This window comes from Pseudomonas sp. HC1(2025) (genome assembly GCF_058742075.1).
Map to the genome: position 1 here is coordinate 1516275 of NZ_CP196017.1, position 20975 is coordinate 1537249.

Sequence of the window (20975 nt, forward strand, 5' to 3'; positions counted from 1 at the left end):
CGCATCGCCGCGATGACGTCGTAACGTTCAGCGACGACCGTCAGTCGTCCTTCTTCATCAACCCCGCCAACGCCGCAAACGGGTTGTGCGTGGCCTTGGCAATGGTCGGGCTGCTGGTGGAACCTTCGCCGAAATACTGCTGATCGGTGTACCGCGAGTGTTCGTTGTCGTGGCAGTACAGGCACAGCAACTCCCAGTTGGAACCGTCCTGGGGATTGTCGTCATGGTTGTGGTTGCGGTGGTGCACGGTCAGCTCGCTGAGGCGCTTGCCGGCAAATTCACGGGCGCAGCGGCCACATACGTGGGGGTACATTTTCAGGGCTTTGTCGCGGTAGCCCATTTCCCGGTCGCGCTGGGCATCGGCGAGGATACGGTCCAGCTTGGCGGTGTGGGAGGGCGGGTTGCTTGAGCTCATCTTGGCTCCTGTTTTTAGTGGATCACGGATGGCGTTGATTCTAGCTGCTCGCGGGGCAATAAGCCCTTGGCTTTTTCAGTCCGGGCGCCGGGCGGCGATTGGGCGGCTTGGGGCACACTAACAATGGCTGGCCAACGCTGTGTTTGAATACCGTTGGGAAGTTAAATAAGGCCAACGTTAGTTTTAGCTGAGAAAGTGTTGGACTAACTTTACCAAGTTCTTTAATGTGGCGTCTCTTGGCCCACTGCCGCTGTTGTGTGGTGGTGTCAGGTTCTCAATAAGCCAGGTCTTGCCTGGCGACCGTTAGTTTCCCGTGCAATCGGGTTTTCCCATCACGATATCAGCCCCCGCGGCTGGCGTTGTGGCGTTTCAAATCAGAGGCGCTCGTGCAGAGCGTACTGCTGCCAATCACCGAAGTCGGGTTGGTTGAAGAGTTTGATCAGCGTCTTGCCAATAATAAAAAATCGACGAGTTACCCTGTGCTTATAAATTCATGACTCTGGAATTCTATTCTGTGTGAGTTGTAAGTTTGTGGTGCGCGTTAATAAGTTTTGATGTTCGTCTCGCTTACATTCAACTGCCAGCTTCAATTCAATACATGCAATTTGTTGTAGAGGCTGTTGTGTCTAAAGGTGTTGTTCTGGCGGTTTCCGCGTCCTTGCTGTTTGGTGTGCTGTATTTCTTTACTTCTCTTCTTGAGCCTTTGGACGGCCAGCAGATATTTGGCTGGCGAATCCTTATTTCGTTGCCCTTCATGACGCTGCTGCTGTGCCTGTCCGGGGATTGGAAATGGGTGCCGCTGATCTACCAGCGCTTGCGCGACAAGCCGGGGTTGTTGCCTTGCGTGGTGCTGACCAGCGCGTTGGTGGGTGTGCAGTTGTGGATCTTCATGTGGGCGCCGCTCAACGGCCATGGCCTGGACGTTTCCCTGGGTTACTTCCTGTTGCCGCTGACCATGGTTATCACCGGGCGTATCGTCTATGGCGAACGCCTTTCCCATCTGCAAAAGATTGCCGCCGTGTTGGCCGCAGTGGGCGTGGGCAATGAGTTGTACCGCACGGGCGGGTTTTCCTGGATCACCCTGGTGGTGTGTGTTGGTTACCCGCTGTATTTCGTCCTGCGCCGGCGCTGTGGCACCGACAACCTGGGCGGATTGTGGCTGGACATGATGCTGATGATCCCCGTGGCGCTGTGGTTCATCCTCGGCGGCCAACCCATTGGCGAAACGCTGGCGCAGCGCCCGGCGTTGTACTGGCTGGTGCCAGTGATGGGCCTGGTCAGCGCGGCGGCAGGCTATTGCTACATCCTGGCCAGCCGCCTGTTGCCCTTCAGCCTGTTCGGCCTGCTCAGTTACGCTGAGCCGGTGTTGCTGGTGGCGGTGTCGTTGATGCTGGGCGACAGCCTCAAGCCGGGCCAGTGGATGACCTACCTGCCCATCTGGCTGGCGGTGGTGGTGTTGGTACTGGAAGGCTTGCGGCACCTGAGTCGACTGCGTCGCTCGATCTGAGCGGCGCGCCGTTCAGCCCTTGAGTTTCTCGGCAATCCAGATGGTATGCCGGGTGCCCTTGTTGCCATGGGCAAACACTTGCACTTCCTCGGCCTTGAAGCCGGCCTTGCGCAGTTTGTCGCTGAACTGCTTGTCGGCGCTGGCCGACCACACGGCCAGCACGCCCTTGGGGCGCAGGGCCTTGGCGCAGGCGCTGAGGCCACCGGCGGAGTACAGCCAGCTGTTGGCTTTCTGCGTCAGGCCTTCGGGGCCGTTGTCGACGTCGAGCATGATTGCATCAAAGCCCTGGGGCTCGGCTTGCAGCACCTTGGCCACGTCTTCCAGGCGGATTACCGTGCGCGGGTCCAGCAGCGGGTTGCCGGATTTTTCCCCGAGCGGGCCGCGATTCCACTCCACGACGCCCGGTACCAATTCAGCCACCACCACTTCGGCCGTCTTGCCCAGGTGCTTGAGCGCCGAGGCCAGGGTGAACCCCATGCCCAGGCCGCCAATCAATACCCGTGAACCAGGGCGGCCGGCGACCTTGCGGCAGGGGATTTCGGCCAGGGCATCTTCGGAGCCGTGCATGCGCGTGTTCATCAATTGCCCGCCGTCACCGCCCTGGATCTTGATCACAAAATCCTCGCCGTACTCGAACAGGCACAGGGCGCCGCCGTTATCGGGGATCGGGGTGGTGTCGAGCAGCACGAAACGTTTCATGGAAATCTCATTGGGAAGGGCATTCTTGCGCGGTTGGGAGTAGCCTTGGGACTGGTTAACAGTCAGGCCATGGAGCCATCGATGAAGTGCAGCATTCTAGCGGTCATTGTAGGGAGTGTGCTCACATTGGGTGCCGCACATGCCCAGCAGTTGCAACCCGTGCCGAACACGCCGGCGACCACCACGGGGGCGCCGGGCACTGCCACGCCGACCCCCTATCCGCAAGTCACGCCGCCAACGGCGCCCAAGCCACAAGGTAGCGGGGCGCCGTTGTTGCCGCCGATTGAAATGCCCAAGCCGCCCAAGGACCAGACCTTGCCCGGCTTGCAGCAAAACGACAGCAAGCCCAAGGCGGCGGGTTCTTAAACCAGCCCCAGGGCCTTGAACACAAAGGCGTATTCCAGGGCCACGTCACGCAAGCCCTGGTAACGCCCGCTCATGCCGCCATGGCCGGCGCCCAGTTCGGTCTTGAGCAGCAGCAGGTTGTCGTCGGTCTTGGTGGCGCGCAGCTTGGCCACCCACTTGGCGGCTTCCCAGTACTGCACGCGGCTGTCGTTATAGCCGGCGATCACCAGCATCGCCGGGTAGGCTTGGGCGCTGACATTTTCGTACGGCGCATAGGCCTTGATCCGCTCGTACACTTCGGGTTCCTGAGGGTTGCCCCATTCGTCATATTCGGTGACGGTCAGTGGCAGGTCGGGGTCGAGCATGGTGTTGAGCACATCGACAAAGGGCACTTCGGCAATGGCTGCCTGGAACAGATCCGGGCGCTGGTTGAGCACGGCACCGATCAACAGCCCGCCGGCGCTGCCGCCGCTGATGGCCAGATGCTTGGAGGTGGTCAGGCCCTCGGCGATCAAGTGTTCGGCGCAGGCAATAAAATCGCTGAAAGTGTTTTGCTTGTGCTCCTGCTTGCCGGCGCGGTACCAGGCTTCGCCCAATTCGCCGCCCCCGCGCACATGGGCAATGGCAAACGCCACGCCGCGGTCCAGCAGGCTCAGGCGCGCATGGGAAAACCACGGGTCGAGGCTCGAGCCGTAGGCGCCGTAGCCGTACAGGTACAGTGGCGTCGGCTGGCCCACCTGGTCACGCTTGACCACCAGGCTGATCGGCACCTGGGTGCCATCGGCAGAGGTAGCCCACAGCCGCTGGCTGACATAATCGTCGGCATTGAACACGCCCAGTACCGGGGTTTGCTTGAGCACGTGCTGCGCGCCGCTGGCCAGCTCCAATTGGCGGACCTGGGCCGGACGATTGAGTGCTTCATAGCGCAGGCGGATTTTGTCGCTGTCGAATTCCAGGCTGTTTTGCACATACAGGCTGTAGGCCGCGTCCGGCAGTTCCACGCGATAAGCCGGCAGGCCTTGTGGGTGCACGTCGATCACCGGCAGGCCGCCAATGCGCAGGCTCAGGGTCATGGCCCGGGCATTGAGCGTCACGCCATCGAGCATCACCGCGTCATCGTGGGCAATCAGGTTGTGCCACTGGTCTTCGGTGGGCACGCCGCCGGTGTCGGCCGCCTGGAATAGCGCAAAGTTGATGCCATCGCGGTTGCTGCGGATAAACCAGGTCCATTGGTCGTCCAGCTTGCCGTGATCGACATCGTATTCATGGCCTTCAACCCGTGGCGCCAGGCAGGCAAACGCCTGTTGCGGCTGCTCGGCGTCCAGGGCCCAGATTTCACTGGTGGTCTTGCTGCCCAGGGACAGCAGCAATTGGCGCTCGGAACTGGAGCGGTAGCAATGCAGGAAGAAGCGGCCGTCGGGCTCGTGGAACACTTCTTCGGCAGCGGTACCGTCCAGGCGGTAGCGATACAGCTTGTGCGGGCGATGGGTGTCGTCCAGTTCACCGAAGAACAGCGTCAGGCTGTCGTTGGCCCAGGTCATGCTGCCATCGCAGCCTTCGAAGGCCAGTTCACTGACCTTGCCCGAAGACAATTCCTTCACGTACAGGGTGTAGATCTCTTCGCCATTGGTATCCAGGCTGTAGGCCAGGCGCTTGTGGTCCGGGCTGATGCTGAAGGCGCCGAGGGAGAAAAAGCCGCCATTGGCCAGCACATTTGGGTCCAGCAGCAGTTCTTCGGCGTTTTCATCGATCTGCTGGCTGTCGTCGGCCGGGCGCGGGCAGCGGTAATGGCGCGCGTATTCGTCACCGGCGGTGGTGCGCGTGTAATACAGGTACGGGCCCCAGGGCGAGGGCAGTGACAGGTCGGTCTCGAGGATACGGCCCTTGATCTCCTGGAACAGGCTTTCGCGCAACGCTTTCTGGTCCTCAAGCTGCGCCTCTTGCCAGGCATTTTCGGCCTTGAGGTAGTCGAGCACCTCGCTGTTGTCGCGTTCCTGCAACCAGGCATACGGGTCCTGGCCTGAGTCCTGGCGGGCAATCGGGGCGGCAGCGGCGTGGGTCGATGAAGGCATGGATCACTCTCTGTCTGGTGGCGGGCCGACGGCATTGCAGCCGTGGCACTCAAAAGCCGTTATCATACGGGCCTGTTTGCCTACCTTGCCATGGACACCATGACCGAGAACGACTATCTGACCGCTTGGGGCCTCTACGCCTTCGCCGCTTTGGGCTGCCTGCTGGTGTGGTTTCGCCTGACCCGCTGGATCTGGCGCTGGCTGCGCGAACCGCTGCGGTTGCTGATGGCAGTGCTGCTGTTGAGCCCGACCATTGTCGACCCGGTCAAGGAGCAATTCGCCCCGGCCGTGGCCATCACCGCCCTGGATCTGTTGCTCAAAGTGGGCAATAACGCCTGGCGGGCGGTGTCCGATTTGCTGATGTACGCCATGATCGCCTTTGGCCTGTACCTGGTCTTTGTGCTGATTCGCTGGCCCATCGAGCGTGCCGCCAAGGCCCGGCGTGAGCAGAAGGCCGCCGCTGCGGCAGCGGTCGCGGCCGAGCCTGAGGACGACGAGCCCTATGGCCGTGCGCCGGCCCCGGTCAGTGGTATGCGGGTCGAGCCGCGTCTTTAACGTTGTAAGCCCTGCATCGAGAGTCCTGGCATGTGTGAATTATTGGGCATGAGTGCCAACGTACCGACCGATATTGTGTTCAGCTTCACCGGGCTGATGCAGCGCGGTGGGCGCACCGGGCCACACCGCGATGGCTGGGGCATTGCCTTCTATGAGGGCCGTGGCCTGCGGCTGTTCCAGGACCCGGCGGCCAGCAGCGAGTCGGAAGTGGCCCTGCTGGTGCAGCGTTATCCGATCAAAAGTGAAGTGGTGATTGGTCATATCCGCCAAGCCAACGTCGGCAAGGTGAGCCTGTCCAACACCCATCCGTTCGTGCGCGAACTGTGGGGGCGCAACTGGTGTTTCGCCCATAATGGCCAACTCGCCGACTTCACGCCCCAGGCCACGTTCTACCGCCCGGTGGGCGATACCGACAGCGAAGCGGCGTTCTGCGACCTGCTCAACCGCATCCGCGAGGCGTTTCCAGAACCGGTGGATATCGAGCAAGTGCTGCCGGACCTGATCGCGGCCTGCGCCGAATACCGCAGCAAGGGCGTGTTCAACTGCCTGCTCAGTGATGGTGATTGGTTGTTCTGCTACTGCTCGACCAAGCTGGCGCAGATCACCCGCCGTGCGCCGTTTGGCCCTGCACGGTTGAAAGATGTCGACGTGATCGTCGATTTTCAGGCTGAAACCACGCCAAACGATGTGGTGACGGTGATTGCCACCGAACCCTTGACCGAAAACGAGACCTGGACCCGCTACGAACCGGGCCAGTGGAGCCTGTGGCGGCGCGGCGAATGCGTGCGCCAGGGCACAACCGCATAAGGACGTCGATTATGTTGCTCAGCTATCTGCGCCTGGTGTTGTTTGCCATCGGTTTGTTGGTCGGGGTGCAAGTCCCGGGGTTTATCAACGACTACGCCAAGCGGGTCGAGGCCCACCTGATCGAAGCCCAGACCGGTTTGCGCGGTTTTGAAAGCACGGCCCAGCAGTTCTTCAATGGCGATTTGCAAGCATTGGTGGCGCATTACCGTGCCAGCGATGACCCGGTGTTCCGCAGCGATGCCAACAGCCTCGGCACTTTGCTCGATCGCCAGGTGGCGTTGGACAAGCAATTCCAGGCCATGCAGGGGCCGTGGTACATCCGCGCCTTGCAGGTGGCGGTGGCCGCCGACCCGGATATCCGCCGGGAAACCTGGAATGGCTACAGCTACCAGATCCTCCTGACCCCCGAAGCCATGGGCTGGGGCCTGGGTGGGGCGATGCTGCTGTCGTTCGGCCTGGAGTGCCTGTTCCGCCTGATCGACTGGGTGGTGCTGGGCGGCAAGCGCTTGCGCCAGAGCCGGCCGATTGAAGAGCGGGACCTCAAGGGCCTGTAACTACGCCACAAATCCCAAGGTTGCAGCGGGTTTGTGTGGGAGCTGGCTTGCCTGCGATGGCGTCACCCCGGTGCAGCTTATGTACCGAGGTGCTTGCATCGCAGGCAAGCCAGCTCCCACAGGTTTAATCGGGTGTCCTCAGCGGGTTTGGTTGGTTGAGCACCATGCGCTCTTCACCCACTTCCTCGGCATACCGCGCCACTACGCTCTGGCACAACGCCACAATCTCTTCCACCAACTCCACCCCCACCCGCCACGACACCACCACCTGCAGGTTCGGCAAGCGCTGCGCCATCGGCAGCACGAGCAACTCGCCCCGCGCCAATTCTTCGCTGACCAGCACCGGCGGCAACGCGCCGATACCGAAGCCGTCGCGTAGCAGGCGGGTGATGGCCGACACCGAGTTCACGCAGTTCATGCGCGGCGCCGCCACGCCATGGGCCTGCATCAGGCTCAACACGTCCTGGTGGGGATGGGAGTTTTTCGAGTAGGTAATAATCCGTTCCTGGGCCAGTTCGGCGAGGGAGGCGTAGTCGCGGTTGTAGATCGAGTGGCTGGCGACTATCCAGCCCATGGGGTGGCTGGCCAGTTCCAGGCTGCGCACCGATTCCTGACGCATCAGGTCGGTTTGCAGGATCACGTCGAGGAAGCCTTTTTGCAGCTGATCGCAGAGATTCAGCGCGGTATCGGCGACCAATTCGATCTCAACCAGGGGGAAGTGGTCCATCAGCTCGGTCACCAACGGGCTGAGCCAGGTGTGGATCACCGTGTCCATTGCGCCGATGCGGATGCGTCCGACCTTGCTGCTGGTGGTTTCCAGCGATTGCTTGAGCCCCTGCATGGTGACCATCATCTGTTCGGCATAATCGAGCACCTTCATCCCGTCCGGGGTCAGGCTTACGCCACGCGAGTCTCGCAAAAACAGCTTCACCCCCAGCTCGCTTTCCAGCACTGCAATGCGGCTGGAGATCGAGGCCTGGGTGGTGAACAGCTTCTCTGCGGTCAGCCGGAAGCTCTTGAGCCGGGCCACCCAGACGAAGGTTTCGAGGAACTTCAAATTCATGGGATCAACTTTTTCTTATGCATGGATCGGTTTTTATTAGTTGGACGCAGCAGGGGCTGCGCGCCAAAAATCGGGCTGTCTCACGATAAGCGTCGTCGGGGCTCAGGACAACATCGTTGCGGGATCTTGGTAAAAGATCCCACACTACAAAAAAATAAAGCCTACAGGAGTCTTCAGTGTGAGCCGCCTGCTACTGAACTGCGACATCGGCGAAAGTTTTGGCGCCTGGACCATGGGTCTGGATGCCGAGGTCATGCCATTCATTGATTGCGCCAATATCGCCTGCGGTTTCCACGCCGGCGACCCGAGCATCATGCGCAAGACCGTCGCCCTGGCGTTGCAGCATGGCGTGCAGATAGGTGCGCACCCGGCATATCAGGACCTGGCAGGCTTCGGCCGCCGCTCCATGGCCTATGCGCCCCAGGAACTCCAGGACCTGTTGCATTACCAGATCGGTGCGCTCGACGGTATCTGCCGGGCCCAGGGTGGCCGGGTCAGCTACGTCAAACCCCATGGCGCGATGTACAACGACATGATGGCCAAGCCTGCGCAACTGCGCGCAGTTATCCAGGCCGTGGCGGCGTACGACGCCAGCCTGCCGTTGATGCTGATGGCCACCCGTGACAACAGCGCCGCCCAGGCCCTGGGGGATGAATATGGCGTGACCCTGTGGTTCGAAGCCTTCGCCGACCGCGCCTACGACAACGCCGGGCACCTGGTCTCGCGCCAGTTACCGGGCGCGGTGCATCACGATGCGCAGGTCATCCTTGAGCAGGCCTTGACCATTGCCCGTGGCCAAAACCTGGTCGCCAGCGATGGCAGCCCGCTGTTGCTGCAAGCCAACACCCTCTGCGTGCATGGCGATAACGCCAGCTCGGTAGCGGCGGTGCAGCGCATTCGCCAGGCGTTGACGCCACCATGAAGCCACGGATTGAAGTAGTCGCCATTGACTGCCTGATGGTGCGCCTGTTTGACGTGATCGCCGAAGACAACATGCCCTGGATGCTTGCTGCCACGCGCCGGCTGCGCGAGGGGTTTGGCGCGGCGCTGGTGGACCTGGTGCCTTCCTACACGACGCTGATGGTGCATTACGACCTGCTGGCACTGAGCCCGGCACAGGCCCGGGAACTGATCGATCACGCCCTGACGGACTTGCAGCCGCAGGCCCAGGGCAGTGGGCAGTGTCATGTATTGCCGGTGTGGTACGACCTGAGCGTCGGCCCTGAGCTGACCTTGCTCGCCCAGCGTAGCGGGCTTGCGGTCAACGAGGTGATTCGCCGCCACAGCCAGCATCACTATCAGGTCTTCGCCCTCGGGTTTGCTCCTGGGTTTGCGTTTATGGGCCTGGTGGAAGAACAGCTTGCCGCGCCGCGCCTGGGCACCCCGCGCAAACGGGTGGCGCCGGGCAGCGTCGGCATTGCCGAGCGCCAGACTGCAGCCTATCCGGTGGAATCTCCTGGTGGCTGGAACCTGATCGGCCGCACCCCGGCCAAACTGTTCGACCGCGAGCGCGACGGCTACAGCCTGATGCAGCCAGGCGACAGCGTGCGTTTCGAAGCTATTGGCCGCGCTGAATTTATCAAGCTGGGTGGCGATGACACGCCCCTGGAGGCCCAGGCATGAGCCGCTTGTTGATCGAGGCCAGCACCGCGCTGTGCCTGTTGCAGGATGCCGGGCGTTTTGGTGTGCGGCACCTGGGCGTGACCCAGGGCGGCGCGCTGGATTGGGTGTCGATGTCCTGGGCCAACTGGCTGCTGGGCAACCCGCTGGATGCGCCGGTGGTGGAAATCACCCTGGGCGGTTTTACCGTGCAGGCCGAGGAACTATGCGTGCTGGCCCTGGCCGGCGCGGACCTGGGGGCGTATATCGACGAGCGCGCCATCAGCCCTGGCCGCAGTTTCATTCTGCAAAAAGGCCAGCGTCTGCGCTTCACCCAGCCACACCGTGGTGCGCGGGCTTACCTGGCGGCGCCGGGCGGGTTTGACGCGCCCAAGGTGCTGGGCAGTTGTGCCAGCGTCGGGCGCGAAGCCCTGGGCGGGCTGGACGGTTTTGGCCGGGCCCTGGCCGAAGGTGCGGCCCTGGGGTATTCCGGCACCGGCAGTGAGTTGCGGGAGTTGCCGGTTGAGCGGTTGCAAGCTACCGCGCCCCTGGACGTGATCCTCGGCGCGCAGATCGGCCAGTTCAGCGGCCAGAGTCTGTTCGATGCCTTCAATACCGAATGGGCCGTGGACAGCCGCGCCGACCGCATGGGCATGCGCTTGCTGGGCACGCCATTGGCGTATCAGGGGCCGTCGCTGATCTCCGAAGGCATTCCCTTGGGTGCGATCCAGGTACCGCCGGATGGGCAGCCGATTGTATTGCTCAATGATCGCCAGACCATTGGTGGCTATCCGCGGTTGGGGGCGTTGACGCCATTGGCGTTGGCGCGCCTGGCGCAGTGCCTGCCGGGAGAGAAGGTGAGGCTGGCGCCGGTGATGCAGGAGACGGCGCATCGCGAGCATCTGAGCTATTTGCAGCGATTTACGAATCGCTAAAGGCATCGCAGGCAAGCCAGCTCCCACAGTTGAGCGGCGTTCACATCTTTTGATTTGTGAATGCAATTCAACTGTAGGAGCTGGCTTGCCTGCGATAGCTGCGGTGAATTCACCGCCTATTTAGAGAGAAAACGCATCCCTTCTTCAAGCCCGCGCAAGGTCAACGGATACATCTGGTCCTCAATCAAATCCCGCACGATGTTGGTCGACGAGGTATAGCCCCAGGTGTCTTTCGGGTAAGGGTTAATCCAGATCAGCTTCTTGTACTTCTCCATGAACCGCTGCATCCACACATACCCCGGCTCCTCGTTCCAGTGCTCCACGCTGCCACCGGCCTGGGTGATTTCGTAAGGTGCCATGGCCGCGTCGCCGATAAAGATCACCTTATAGTCGGCGCCGTACTTGTGCAGCAGGTCCTGGGTCGAGGTGCGCTCGGAAGTGCGGCGCATGTTGTTCTTCCACACCGACTCATAAATGAAGTTGTGGAAGTAGAAGTACTCCAGGTGCTTGAACTCGGTCTTGCAGGCCGAGAACAGCTCTTCACAAGTCTTGACGTGGGCATCCATCGAGCCGCCGATGTCGAACAGCAACAGCAGCTTGACCGTATTGCGCCGCTCCGGGCGCATCTGAATATTCAGCAGGCCGGCGTCGCGGGCGGTGTGGTCGATAGTGCCGTCGATATCCAGCTCCTCGGCCGCCCCCTGGCGCGCAAATTTGCGCAGGCGGCGCAGGGCCACCTTGATATTGCGTGTGCCCAGCTCCACCGAGTCATCGAGGTTTTTGTACTCGCGCTGGTCCCAGACCTTGACCGCCTTGCCCTGGCGCTTGCCGGCATCACCCACGCGAATGCCCTCGGGGTTGAAACCGCCGGAACCGAACGGGCTGGTACCGCCAGTACCGATCCACTTGTTGCCGCCGGCGTGGCGTTCCTTTTGTTCTTCCAGGCGTTTCTTGAACTCTTCGATCAGCTTGTCCAGGCCGCCCAGGGATTGGATCTGCGCGCGCTCTTCATCGCTCAGCGAACGCTCGAACTCCTTGCGCAGCCAGTCTTCGGGAATCAGCGCCTGCAGGTGATCGTCGAGTTTTTCCAGGCCGTTGAAGTAGGCCCCAAAGGCCCGGTCGAACTTGTCGAAATGGCGCTCGTCCTTCACCAGGATCGCCCGGGACAAGTAGTAGAACTCGTCCATGTCGGCGAAGGTCACCCGTTGTTTCAGGGCGTTGATCAAGTCCAACAGCTCACGCACCGAGACCGGCACCTTGGCTGCACGCATTTCATTGAACAGGTTGAGCAGCATGGCAAAAGCCCTTATCGAGTGCCGCGACGGCTCATGAACGCCAGGCGCTCAAGCAGTTGCACATCCTGCTCGTTTTTCACCAGGGCGCCGGCCAGTGGCGGGATGGCCTTGGTCGGATCACGCTCGCGCAGCACCGCCTCGCCAATATTGTCGGCCATCAGCAGCTTGAGCCAGTCCACCAGTTCGGAGGTGGAAGGCTTTTTCTTCAGACCTGGCACCTTGCGCACGTCGAAGAACACGTCCAGCGCTTCGCTGACCAGGTCTTTCTTGATGTCGGGGTAGTGCACGTCGACGATTTTTTGCAGGGTGGTGCGGTCGGGGAAGGCGATGTAGTGGAAGAAGCAGCGACGCAGGAACGCGTCTGGCAGCTCTTTCTCGTTGTTGGAGGTAATGATGATGATCGGGCGTTTCTTGGCCTTGATGGTCTCGTCGATTTCGTAGACGTAGAACTCCATCTTGTCGAGTTCTTGCAGCAGGTCGTTGGGGAACTCGATATCGGCCTTGTCGATCTCGTCGATCAGCAGGATCACCCGCTCTTCGGACTCGAAAGCCTCCCACAGCTTGCCTTTTTTCAGGTAGTTGCGCACGTCATGGACCTTGTCCACACCCAGCTGCGAGTCGCGCAGGCGGCTGACCGCATCGTATTCATACAGGCCCTGGTGCGCCTTGGTGGTGGACTTGATGTGCCAGGTAATCAACCGCGCGCCGAACGATTCGGCCAGTTGTTCGGCGAGCATGGTCTTGCCGGTACCCGGTTCGCCCTTGACCAGCAGCGGGCGCTCCAGCGTGATGGCAGCGTTGACGGCCAATTTCAGGTCATCGGTGGCAACGTAGGCCTGGGTGCCTTCGAACTTCATTTCTCAATCCTCGAACATGACGCCGGTAGTCAGCATGCCTGCGACTATAGCGCGCAGCCCCGGTGACTGTGAACGCAGACGGGTTATTCAGTCTCTGAATGACCAGTCACGCCAGGTTCAATCGGCGCTGGGTTTGGGTTGTTCGTAGCGGGCGTTGAACGCCTGGACGAAACCATTGCGCAAAATCTGCAAAAACGCCTGGAACGCGCTGATATTTTGCTGGTGAACGCTGCCACTGAGCTCGACTCGGGTGGCGAACTGGTTTTTGCTCTGGTTCTTCAGCACGGTTTCGCTGGCGCCGACCACGGCCTCCCAGATCGAGCGGAAAATCCCCTTGTCCTTGTTCTGCACATCCTGTTGCCAGTCGAAGACTTCCACATCCCGCAACAGTGGCTTGATATAGCCGGTCAGTTGGGCTTTCTCGGCCTGGGCCTCGATTACCACGTCGCCGGTGCCGGCATTGAAGTCGAACTTGCCGTAGGCCGAGGCGAAGTCGTTCATGCGCTTGAGTTGGATGTCGCGGGCGCGAAAGCGGAACTCGAAGTCTTCAAAGTTGCTCAGCGGGTCGAAAGTCGCGCTGGCTTCCAGCGGCGCATGCCCCAGCAACAGGGCCTTGCCGTCAAAGCGCGCATCGCGCTTGCCTTCGACGTCCACCACATTGGTCAGGTTGTAGAAACTGGCGTTGACCTGGGTGGCCCCGATGTTGACCGGCGGTTTGGAGTTGAAGTTATGGAAGGCAATCTTGCCGTCGTCGATGCGCACTTCGTTGAGGGTGATGGGCAGCAGTTTGCCCAGTTGCGCCCGCCAGTCGGTGCCACGACCGGTCTGGGACGCCTGTTTGTTGGCGCCACCGTCGACGAAGTTGAGCTCTGGCTTGACGAATTGCACTTGGGCCACCACCGCATGGTCGTACCACAAGGAATGCCAGCTCACTGACAGATCAATGACCGGCGCCTTGACGAACGGTACGGGCACCTTGCCGTCGACCTTGACGATCTGCAGGCCATTGATCCGGTACGCGCCGCGCCACAGGGCCAGGTCTACGTCCGTCACTTGGCCACGGTAGTCGCCCATGTCGGCGAGTTTTTCATTGAGGTAGTTGCGCACCAGGTAGGGCAGTGCGATGTCCAGTGCCACCAGCACGACCACCAGCCCGGCGACCGTCCATATCGGCCAACTGTAGCGACGCTTCATGGGTTTTTCCTCCCTGTGTATAGGCGGTTGACTACGCCGGCAGCGGCAACGTTCCTCGACTGGACGCCTTGGAGTACGAGGCATACCCTTGTTGCCTTCATGAAAACTGCCTAAAGGACCCCGCCATGAGCCGCATTTTTGCAGACAACGCGCACTCCATCGGTAACACGCCCCTGGTTCAGATCAACCGTATCGCACCCCGTGGCGTGACCATCCTGGCCAAGATCGAAGGGCGTAACCCTGGGTATTCGGTGAAGTGCCGGATTGGCGCGAGCATGATCTGGGATGCGGAAAGCAGCGGCAAACTCAAGCCAGGCATGACCATCGTTGAACCGACCTCGGGCAACACGGGGATTGGCCTGGCCTTTGTCGCCGCCGCCCGTGGCTACAAATTGTTGCTGACCATGCCTGCGTCCATGAGTATCGAGCGGCGCAAGGTGCTCAAGGCCCTGGGCGCCGAACTGGTGCTGACCGAGCCGGCCAAGGGCATGAAAGGCGCGATCGAGAAAGCCGGCGAAATCCTCGCCAGCGACCCGGCGACCTATTTCATGCCGGCGCAGTTCGACAACCCGGCCAACCCGGCCATCCATGAGAAAACCACTGGCCCGGAAATCTGGAACGACACCGATGGCGCGGTGGATGTACTGGTGGCGGGCGTCGGCACGGGTGGGACGATCACGGGCGTGTCGCGCTATATCAAGAACACGGCGGGCAAGCCGATCCTCTCGGTGGCGGTGGAGCCCATCAGTTCGCCGGTGATTACCCAGGCGTTGGCCGGTGAAGAAATCAAGCCCAGCCCCCACAAGATCCAGGGCATTGGTGCCGGTTTTGTGCCGAAGAACCTCGACCTGTCGATGGTCGACCGGGTGGAGTTGGCCAGTGACGAGGAATCCAAGGCCATGGCCCTGCGCTTGATGCAGGAAGAGGGCATCCTGTGCGGGATCTCCTGTGGCGCGGCGATGGCCGTTGCGGTGCGCCTGGCCGAGAAACCGGAAATGCAGGGCAAGACTATCGTGGTGATCCTGCCGGACTCCGGCGAGCGTTACTTGTCGAGCATGCTGTTCAGCGATCTGTTCACCGACCAGGAAAACCAGGCCTGACCCTGGTAGGTGCCGTTCCAGGGAAATCGGGTTGATCCATATCAGCCCGGTTTTATGCCCCTTATGCATAATTGATTGCTCGCCGCGCGCTCCTTAAAACGGATTGTTGGATGACGCGGGTTTTTCCTCCGGCCCGGAGTGTTTATCATGGCCGGCTGCTATGTCTGGTTTCCCGCTGCCGGGAGGCTATTTCCAGGAGTTGCTGCATGACCTTTTCTTTGGCCGCCAAGCTGTCGGTGCTGTTGCTGTTTATCGGCAGTACGCTCTACGTGCATTTGCGCGGCAAGGCGCGTTTGCCGGTGCTGCGCCAGTTCGTCAACCATTCGGCGCTGTTCGCCCCGTACAACGCGTTGATGTACATCTTCTCGGCTGTACCGTCCAAGCCCTACCTGGATCGCAGCAAGTTCCCGGAACTGGATGTGCTCAAGGACAACTGGGAGGTGATCCGCGAGGAGGCCATGCACCTGTTCGACGAAGGCTATATCCGCGCTGCCGAGAAGAACAACGATGCCGGGTTTGGCTCGTTCTTCAAGAAGGGCTGGAAGCGCTTCTACCTCAAGTGGTACGACAAACCGCTGCCATCGGCCGAGTTGCTGTGCCCCAAGACCGTGGCCCTGGTCAGCAGCATTCCCAACGTCAAGGGCGCCATGTTCGCGCTGTTGCCGGGCGGTAGCCACCTTAACCCCCATCGCGACCCGTTTGCCGGCTCCCTGCGGTATCACTTGGGGTTGTCGACGCCCAACTCCGACGACTGCCGCATTTTCGTCGATGGCCAGGTCTACGCCTGGCGCGATGGCGAAGACGTGATGTTCGACGAAACCTACGTGCACTGGGTGAAGAACGAAACCGAGAAGACCCGGGTGATTTTGTTCTGTGACATCGAGCGGCCACTGAGCAACCGGTTGATGACTCGCGTCAATCGCTGGGTCAGTGCCCAATTGGGCCGCGCAACCGCGCCGCAGAACCTGGATGACGAGCGCGTGGGCGGGATCAACCAAGCCTATGCCTGGAGCAAGAGCTTCAGTGATCGTTTCAGTGGGGTGGTCAAGCAGTGGAAGCGCAAGCACCCCAAAGCCTATCGCATCATGCGGCCGGTGCTGGCGGCGGTGGTGGTTGTGGCGTTGGTGTATTGGTTATTTGGCTGATGGGTTCAAAAAAAACCGCTCGTATGAGCGGTTTTTTTATGACTTTTATTTTTCCGGGTGACCCGCCAAAAGGCTTGGTTCTTCAACGTTGCCGGCCATGGCCGCGTTTAGAAAACGGCGCTGATTGGCAGTCAGTACAGTGTTTTTAGGTTCCTGGCGGGCCTTGGACGACGCTTTTCGGGCGACGGGTTTTTTAATAAGTTCTCCCATGCAGCCTCCACAATTGATCATTAATTGAACATGTTTTTGATGCTATTCGTTCTCTACCGCTATCACAAGCCTGCCCCGTGAATCGAAGTCAAAGCCCAGGTTTTGATAGAGGGCAATAGCACCGGGTGCGGGCTCCTGAATTTCTATCCATTGGCTGCCAATGATTCTCGCGTAATGGTCGATGGCAATCATCGTCAGTGATGCTATGCGGCTTTTCAACGGGTGGGATTTTCCAGGTCTTCCCTCCAGGCGGATGACCTTGATCCGCAATCGGCTTTGATTGGGATTGGCAAAGCACAGCCCACAGAGTTCCTCTTCGTACCAGAGGGACAAATCGAACGCCATCGGTTCACGGCCTTTCCACGTCGCAACCTCGTCCCATGAGAAGTGAGAGTCTGCTGCCCAGTCCTGATAGGCAGCCAATGCATGGCTGTCGATCAATTCAAAACGGACATGGGTTAAGTCGTTCTCTGTGCCTGGGGCGTCGGTGTGTTTCTGGTTTTTGTACCACTGTTGAGTCGATGCATTCACAAGGCGTAAGGCTTTTGATCGGTAGAGCTGGTATCGCAAGGGGTCGCGTTTTTTTGGCATTGGCGGTCATGAGTCGAGAGCCTCCTGAAGCGGAGGGCGTTGGGTTTTCCCAAGGCTAGAGGTGGTTTTTCAACATGTCCTTACTGGCCTTTTGGCAAAGCCATTGCAAAGCGTGTCAGCGGCTGGTTATAGTCGGACCTGATGCTTCACTGCATTTTCTCATCCCTTCATAAAAGATCAGCCCATGCCTGCTTCCCCACGCATAGCGGTAGTCGATTCAGCGGTCAACGCTGCGGTCGTGCCGTGCGGGAATCAGCAGCCTGTGCAGATCAGTCATTACCCCCCACCTGTCAGTAGCACCCCGGTGTACGCACTCGTATCACCGCCGGGCGTTGGCATTTCGGGCTGATCAGCAGACCGCTGTTCCCCGTTGCCTGCCTGTACCGAACCTACTGAATTTCAGCCTTGGCTGAGTTGGCTTTTTGCCTGACTACAGGTGTTCATCATGTCTGTTCTTTCGAAACAATCCGTGGCCGCGGCGGCCTCGACGAGCCTGTTTGTGCTGCTGTGGAGCAGCGGTGCGATTTTCTCCAAGTTGGGCCTGGCCCATGCGTCCCCCTTTGCCTTCCTGTTGATCCGCTTTGCCATTGCCCTGGCGGGCTTGGTGCTGCTGGTGCCGATTCTCAAACTGAGGTTGCCGCGCCCGGGCAAACCGCTGTGGTACGCGGCGGCCACCGGGCTGGTGTTGCTGGGGGGCTATCAGATTTTTTATCTGCTGGCCCTGGACCTGAAGGTCACCCCCGGCGTGATGGCGACCATCATGGGCGTGCAACCGATCCTCACCGTGGTGCTGATGGAGCGCCAGCGTTCATGGCGCCGGGTGTTCGGCCTGGCGTTGGGGTTGGCGGGCCTGATCATGGTGGTGTACCAGGGCATCGGTCTGGCTGGCATGTCCCTGGCCGGCATGCTGTTTGGTTTGCTGGCGCTGGCGAGCATGACCCTGGGCTCGATCATGCAAAAGCGCATCACCGATAACCCATTGGGTACCTTGCCGGTGCAGTACCTGGCGGGTTTGTTGTTGTGCTCGGTGTTCGTGCCGTTCCAGCCCTTTGCTTTCGAGCACAACAGTGGCTTTTACCTGCCGGTGCTGTGGATGGGGCTGGTGGTGTCACTGTTGGCGACGCTGCTGCTGTACCGCCTGATTGCCCGGGGCAACCTGGTGAATGTCACCAGCCTGTTCTACCTGGTGCCGGCAGTCACTGCGGTGATGGACTACTTGATCTTCGGTAATCGGCTGGCAGTGCTGAGCGTGCTGGGGATGGGGTTGATCATCATCGGGTTGGTATTCGTCTTCCGTAAAGCTTGATATCCCTGTGTAGGAGCCGAAAAGCCGGCTCCTACACAGCTTTGATCAATTTCCCTCGCCGTAGCACCAGCCACAGCGCCCCCGCGATCAACAACCCGCCATACAGATGGGCCATGGACAACGGCTCGTCCAGCAGCAATGCGCCCCACAACACGCCGAATGGCGGAATCATGAAGGTGACGGTCATCGACTTCACCGGCCCGATGGAGGTCAGCAAACGGAAGTACAGGATGTAGGCGAATGCCGTGCATAGCAGCCCCAGGCCCAGTAGGGACAGCCACACATTCCAGCCGCCCCAACTGGCGGGCGGGTGGCTGATGGCGCTCCAGCCAAACCACGGCAATAGAAACAATGTGGCGCCGAGCATGCTGCCCAGTGCCGAAAGTCGGCTGTCCAGGCCCCCCTGTTGATCCAGCCAACGGCGTGCCAGGAAACCGGCGAAGCCGTAGCAGGTGGTTGCCAGCAGGCAGGCGAGGGCGCCCATCAGCAATTCCAGGTCAAACGCCACCGGCCCGGCGCGCGTGAGGATGCCCACGCCGAACAGGCCCAGGCACACCCCGGCAATTTTCGAGGGTGTCAGCCGCTCATGGAAAAACAGCCCGCCAATCAACACCCCCATCAACGGCGTGGTGGCGTTGAAAATCGCCGAGTAACCCGCTGGCAAGACCTGGGCCGCCACCGAATACATGGTCGCGGGAATCCCCGAGTTGATCACCCCCAGCAACAACACGATCTTGAACTTGCCCTGGAAATCCCAGCGCACCCGTAGCATCGCCAGGATCACCAGCAGGCCGGCGGCGGCAATCGAAACGCGGAAAAACGCCGTAGGCAAGGTGCCGATCTGCGGCGCGATAATCCGCATGAACAGAAAGCTCGCGCCCCAGATGGCGGCCAGTAGCAGCAGGTAGAGGGTGTCGACAGGTCTCACGGACAGCTCCTTTTCAACAAGGGCGAGAGTGTTGCCCAGGGGCCTGCCTGACACAATCTTTTACGTATCAACTACACAATAAAGCGCGTCACCAGGCCGTTGAGGTCCACCGCCAGGCGCGACAGCTCCTGGCTGGCGGCCGAGGTCTGGGTCGCACCGGCGGCGGTTTGCGTCGACAGGTCGCGGATATTCACCAGGCTGCGATCCACCTCCCGGGCCACCGATGCCTGTTGCTCGGCGGCACTGGCGATCACCAGGTTGCGTTGGCTGATCTGCGAGATGGCAGCGGTGATTTTTTCCAGGGCATTGCCGGCGCTGTTGGCCCGTTGCAGGGTCTGGCTGGCGTGCTCGGCGCTGCTGGTGAGGGCGCCGACCGTGGCCTGGGTGCCTTGCTGGATACCGGTGATCATCTGCTCGATTTCCTCGGTGGAATCCTGGGTCCGCTGCGCCAGCGAGCGAACCTCGTCGGCCACCACCGCAAAACCCCGCCCGGCCTCGCCGGCGCGGGCGGCTTCAATGGCCGCATTGAGCGCCAGCAGGTTGGTCTGCCCGGCAATCCCGCGTATCACTTCCAGCACCTTGCTGATGTCTTGCGCCTGTAGCGCCAGGCCCTCGGCCTTGCCCGAGGCGTCGAGCACCTCGTTGACCAGGCTCTGGATCGAGCTGATGGTTTCGCTGATCTGGAAATGGCCGTGCTTGCTGTCCTCATCGGACGCCTGGGATGCCTCGGCGCTGGAGACCGCATTCCCCGCCACTTCATCCACCGCTGCGCTCATCTGTGTGACGGCGGTGGCGGCCTGTTCGATTTCATCGTTCTGCGCCTGCAGGCCGCGAGTGCTTTGCTCCATCACCGAACTCATCTCTTCGGCTGCCGAGGCCAGTTGCTGGGCGGACTCGCTGATGCCGCGAATAGTCGCCTGCAACTGTTCCTGCATGGTGGCCAGGGCGCCCAGCAACTGTGCCGGTTCGTCCTTGCCGTGCACGTGGATCGGCTGGCTCAGGTCGCCGGCGGCAATCGTGCGTGCCGCGTGCAATGCCTGCGCTAGGGGCGTGGTGATACTGCGGGTCAACAGCCAGGCCAGCAGCAGCGTCGCGATCAGGGCGACCGCGATGATGAGGCCGACGATCCACTGTGCGCTCTGGTACATCTGCGCCGCCGATTGCGCCGCATCCTGGGCGCCTTGCTGGTTGAAGTCGATCAAGGCGCCCAGGCTCCGGTTGAGGATCACGCCCTGGGGCGTCAACGTATCGGTGAGCAGGGTCAGGGCCTGCATCTGGTTATCCTGGTCCACCAGGTGGATCAATTGGTCGACGATGGTCATATAGGCCGACGCGGTGGCCTTGAGCTGCTCCAGTAGCTGGCGCTCCTGGTCATTGCTCAGCAGGGCCTGGTGATTGTCCAGGCGTTCCTGCAAATAGCCGCGCTCCTTGGTGATCACCTCTTTGCTGCGCTCGCGCACCGCCGACTCATCGGTGGTCAGCAAGCGCAACGCCTCCAGGCGGATAGCCGCGACGTTGGCGGCGCTGTTGTGGATGTTCTCGATACTCGGCATCCAGGCCGTTTCAATGATGGCGGCGCTTTCGCGCAGCTTGGCCATCTGCCCCAGGCCAAACAACCCGACCAGCACCAGCAGGCCGGCCAATACCGCAAAACTCAGACTGGCACGCAGGCCGATTCCCATGTTCCTCAATGACATATCAATGCTCCTTGGGCGATTTAAATCGATTCCCGAGCCGGTCTTAGGACCTTGTTATCAGGGAAAACGCTGGGCTATATAGCAAAGTGCCATCATTGAGG

The 20975-nt window shown here is 60.8% G+C and carries 22 protein-coding genes; 11 read left to right on the forward strand and 11 right to left on the reverse strand.

Annotated elements, in window-relative coordinates; genetic code table 11:
• Positions 1-40: 40 nt before the first annotated feature.
• Positions 41-415, reverse strand: a complete 375-nt coding sequence (locus tag ACSSVH_RS06750) for a YajD family HNH nuclease (RefSeq protein ID WP_038448187.1) — start codon at positions 413-415, stop codon at positions 41-43.
• Between the two features lie 622 nt (positions 416-1037).
• Here ACSSVH_RS06750 and rarD point away from each other — a divergent pair.
• Entirely contained in the window at positions 1038-1922 is an 885-nt protein-coding gene (gene rarD / locus ACSSVH_RS06755; RefSeq protein WP_492634250.1) for an EamA family transporter RarD, read from the forward strand.
• 12 nt (positions 1923-1934) lie between these two features.
• On the opposite strand, the gene ACSSVH_RS06760 is transcribed toward rarD, so the two are convergent.
• Positions 1935-2621 carry a spermidine synthase gene (locus tag ACSSVH_RS06760; protein ID WP_169955566.1) on the reverse strand — a complete coding sequence of 229 codons (687 nt, stop codon included), beginning with the start codon at positions 2619-2621 and terminating at the stop codon, positions 1935-1937.
• Between the two features lie 81 nt (positions 2622-2702).
• Here ACSSVH_RS06760 and ACSSVH_RS06765 point away from each other — a divergent pair, with 81 nt between their 5' ends.
• On the forward strand, positions 2703-2987 hold the full coding sequence (locus ACSSVH_RS06765; RefSeq protein ID WP_169955567.1) for a hypothetical protein: 285 nt from the start codon (positions 2703-2705) through the stop codon (positions 2985-2987).
• On the opposite strand, the gene ACSSVH_RS06770 is transcribed toward ACSSVH_RS06765, so the two are convergent.
• Entirely contained in the window at positions 2984-5038 is a 2055-nt protein-coding gene (locus ACSSVH_RS06770) for a S9 family peptidase (protein ID WP_492634251.1), read from the reverse strand. The two genes, ACSSVH_RS06765 and ACSSVH_RS06770, sit on opposite strands and share 4 nt — an antisense overlap.
• Before the next feature lie 90 nt (positions 5039-5128).
• Between ACSSVH_RS06770 and ACSSVH_RS06775 the strand changes: the two genes are divergently transcribed.
• Genes ACSSVH_RS06775 through ACSSVH_RS06785 form a run of 3 tightly spaced genes read left to right on the forward strand, consistent with a single transcriptional unit; the run spans position 5129 to position 6954 of the window.
• Positions 5129-5593, forward strand: coding sequence for an MFS transporter (locus ACSSVH_RS06775; RefSeq protein WP_225923868.1), 465 nt, complete (start codon positions 5129-5131; stop codon positions 5591-5593).
• Between the two features lie 30 nt (positions 5594-5623).
• Positions 5624-6400, forward strand: a complete 777-nt coding sequence (locus ACSSVH_RS06780; RefSeq protein ID WP_029292340.1) for a class II glutamine amidotransferase — start codon at positions 5624-5626, stop codon at positions 6398-6400.
• An 11-nt stretch (positions 6401-6411) separates the two neighbouring features.
• Positions 6412-6954, forward strand: a complete 543-nt coding sequence (locus tag ACSSVH_RS06785; RefSeq protein ID WP_016971394.1) for a DUF2937 family protein — start codon at positions 6412-6414, stop codon at positions 6952-6954.
• 124 nt (positions 6955-7078) lie between these two features.
• Here the strand turns inward: ACSSVH_RS06785 and ACSSVH_RS06790 are convergent, their stop codons facing one another.
• Complete coding sequence (locus ACSSVH_RS06790; protein ID WP_170043252.1) at positions 7079-8017, reverse strand: LysR family transcriptional regulator; 939 nt, start codon at positions 8015-8017, stop codon at positions 7079-7081.
• Positions 8018-8195: 178 nt separating this feature from the next.
• Here ACSSVH_RS06790 and ACSSVH_RS06795 point away from each other — a divergent pair, with 178 nt between their 5' ends.
• Genes ACSSVH_RS06795 through ACSSVH_RS06805 form a run of 3 tightly spaced genes read left to right on the forward strand, consistent with a single transcriptional unit; the run spans position 8196 to position 10551 of the window.
• Positions 8196-8939: a 5-oxoprolinase subunit PxpA gene (locus tag ACSSVH_RS06795; protein WP_492634252.1), complete on the forward strand. Its 744-nt coding sequence runs from the start codon at positions 8196-8198 to the stop codon at positions 8937-8939.
• The gene (locus ACSSVH_RS06800) at positions 8936-9640 is read left to right on the forward strand and encodes a 5-oxoprolinase subunit B family protein (protein WP_492634253.1); all 705 of its coding nucleotides are present in this window, start codon (positions 8936-8938) and stop codon (positions 9638-9640) included. Before ACSSVH_RS06795 ends, ACSSVH_RS06800 begins: the two co-directional genes overlap by 4 nt.
• Positions 9637-10551, forward strand: a complete 915-nt coding sequence (locus ACSSVH_RS06805) for a 5-oxoprolinase subunit C family protein (protein ID WP_492634254.1) — start codon at positions 9637-9639, stop codon at positions 10549-10551. The genes ACSSVH_RS06800 and ACSSVH_RS06805 overlap by 4 nt, the downstream gene beginning before the upstream one ends.
• Before the next feature lie 116 nt (positions 10552-10667).
• On the opposite strand, the gene ACSSVH_RS06810 is transcribed toward ACSSVH_RS06805, so the two are convergent.
• The 3 genes from ACSSVH_RS06810 to ACSSVH_RS06820 all read right to left on the reverse strand — a co-directional run bounded on the left by ACSSVH_RS06810 (position 10668) and on the right by ACSSVH_RS06820 (position 13897).
• On the reverse strand, positions 10668-11846 hold the full coding sequence (locus tag ACSSVH_RS06810; RefSeq protein WP_057441266.1) for a vWA domain-containing protein: 1179 nt from the start codon (positions 11844-11846) through the stop codon (positions 10668-10670).
• An 11-nt stretch (positions 11847-11857) separates the two neighbouring features.
• Entirely contained in the window at positions 11858-12703 is an 846-nt protein-coding gene (locus ACSSVH_RS06815) for an AAA family ATPase (RefSeq protein ID WP_029292347.1), read from the reverse strand.
• A 117-nt stretch (positions 12704-12820) separates the two neighbouring features.
• Positions 12821-13897, reverse strand: coding sequence for a DUF748 domain-containing protein (locus ACSSVH_RS06820; protein ID WP_432755183.1), 1077 nt, complete (start codon positions 13895-13897; stop codon positions 12821-12823).
• Between the two features lie 125 nt (positions 13898-14022).
• Here ACSSVH_RS06820 and cysK point away from each other — a divergent pair, with 125 nt between their 5' ends.
• Positions 14023-14997, forward strand: a complete 975-nt coding sequence (cysK, locus tag ACSSVH_RS06825) for a cysteine synthase A (protein ID WP_169955574.1) — start codon at positions 14023-14025, stop codon at positions 14995-14997.
• Positions 14998-15203: 206 nt separating this feature from the next.
• Positions 15204-16142 (forward strand): aspartyl/asparaginyl beta-hydroxylase domain-containing protein, encoded by a 939-nt coding sequence (locus ACSSVH_RS06830; protein ID WP_169955575.1) that lies wholly within the window; start codon positions 15204-15206, stop codon positions 16140-16142.
• A 45-nt stretch (positions 16143-16187) separates the two neighbouring features.
• Here ACSSVH_RS06830 and ACSSVH_RS06835 read toward each other — a convergent pair whose 3' ends face one another.
• Positions 16188-16352 carry a hypothetical protein gene (locus tag ACSSVH_RS06835; protein WP_172313380.1) on the reverse strand — a complete coding sequence of 55 codons (165 nt, stop codon included), beginning with the start codon at positions 16350-16352 and terminating at the stop codon, positions 16188-16190.
• A gap of 42 nt (positions 16353-16394) precedes the next feature.
• Positions 16395-16943 carry a hypothetical protein gene (locus ACSSVH_RS06840; RefSeq protein ID WP_492634255.1) on the reverse strand — a complete coding sequence of 183 codons (549 nt, stop codon included), beginning with the start codon at positions 16941-16943 and terminating at the stop codon, positions 16395-16397.
• 445 nt (positions 16944-17388) lie between these two features.
• Here ACSSVH_RS06840 and ACSSVH_RS06845 point away from each other — a divergent pair, with 445 nt between their 5' ends.
• Positions 17389-18249: a DMT family transporter gene (locus ACSSVH_RS06845; protein WP_492634256.1), complete on the forward strand. Its 861-nt coding sequence runs from the start codon at positions 17389-17391 to the stop codon at positions 18247-18249.
• A 31-nt stretch (positions 18250-18280) separates the two neighbouring features.
• On the opposite strand, the gene ACSSVH_RS06850 is transcribed toward ACSSVH_RS06845, so the two are convergent.
• Both ACSSVH_RS06850 and ACSSVH_RS06855 read right to left on the reverse strand, forming a co-directional pair.
• Complete coding sequence (locus ACSSVH_RS06850; RefSeq protein WP_170043259.1) at positions 18281-19177, reverse strand: EamA family transporter; 897 nt, start codon at positions 19175-19177, stop codon at positions 18281-18283.
• 71 nt (positions 19178-19248) lie between these two features.
• On the reverse strand, positions 19249-20874 hold the full coding sequence (locus ACSSVH_RS06855) for a methyl-accepting chemotaxis protein (protein ID WP_492634257.1): 1626 nt from the start codon (positions 20872-20874) through the stop codon (positions 19249-19251).
• Positions 20875-20975 lie beyond the last annotated feature (101 nt).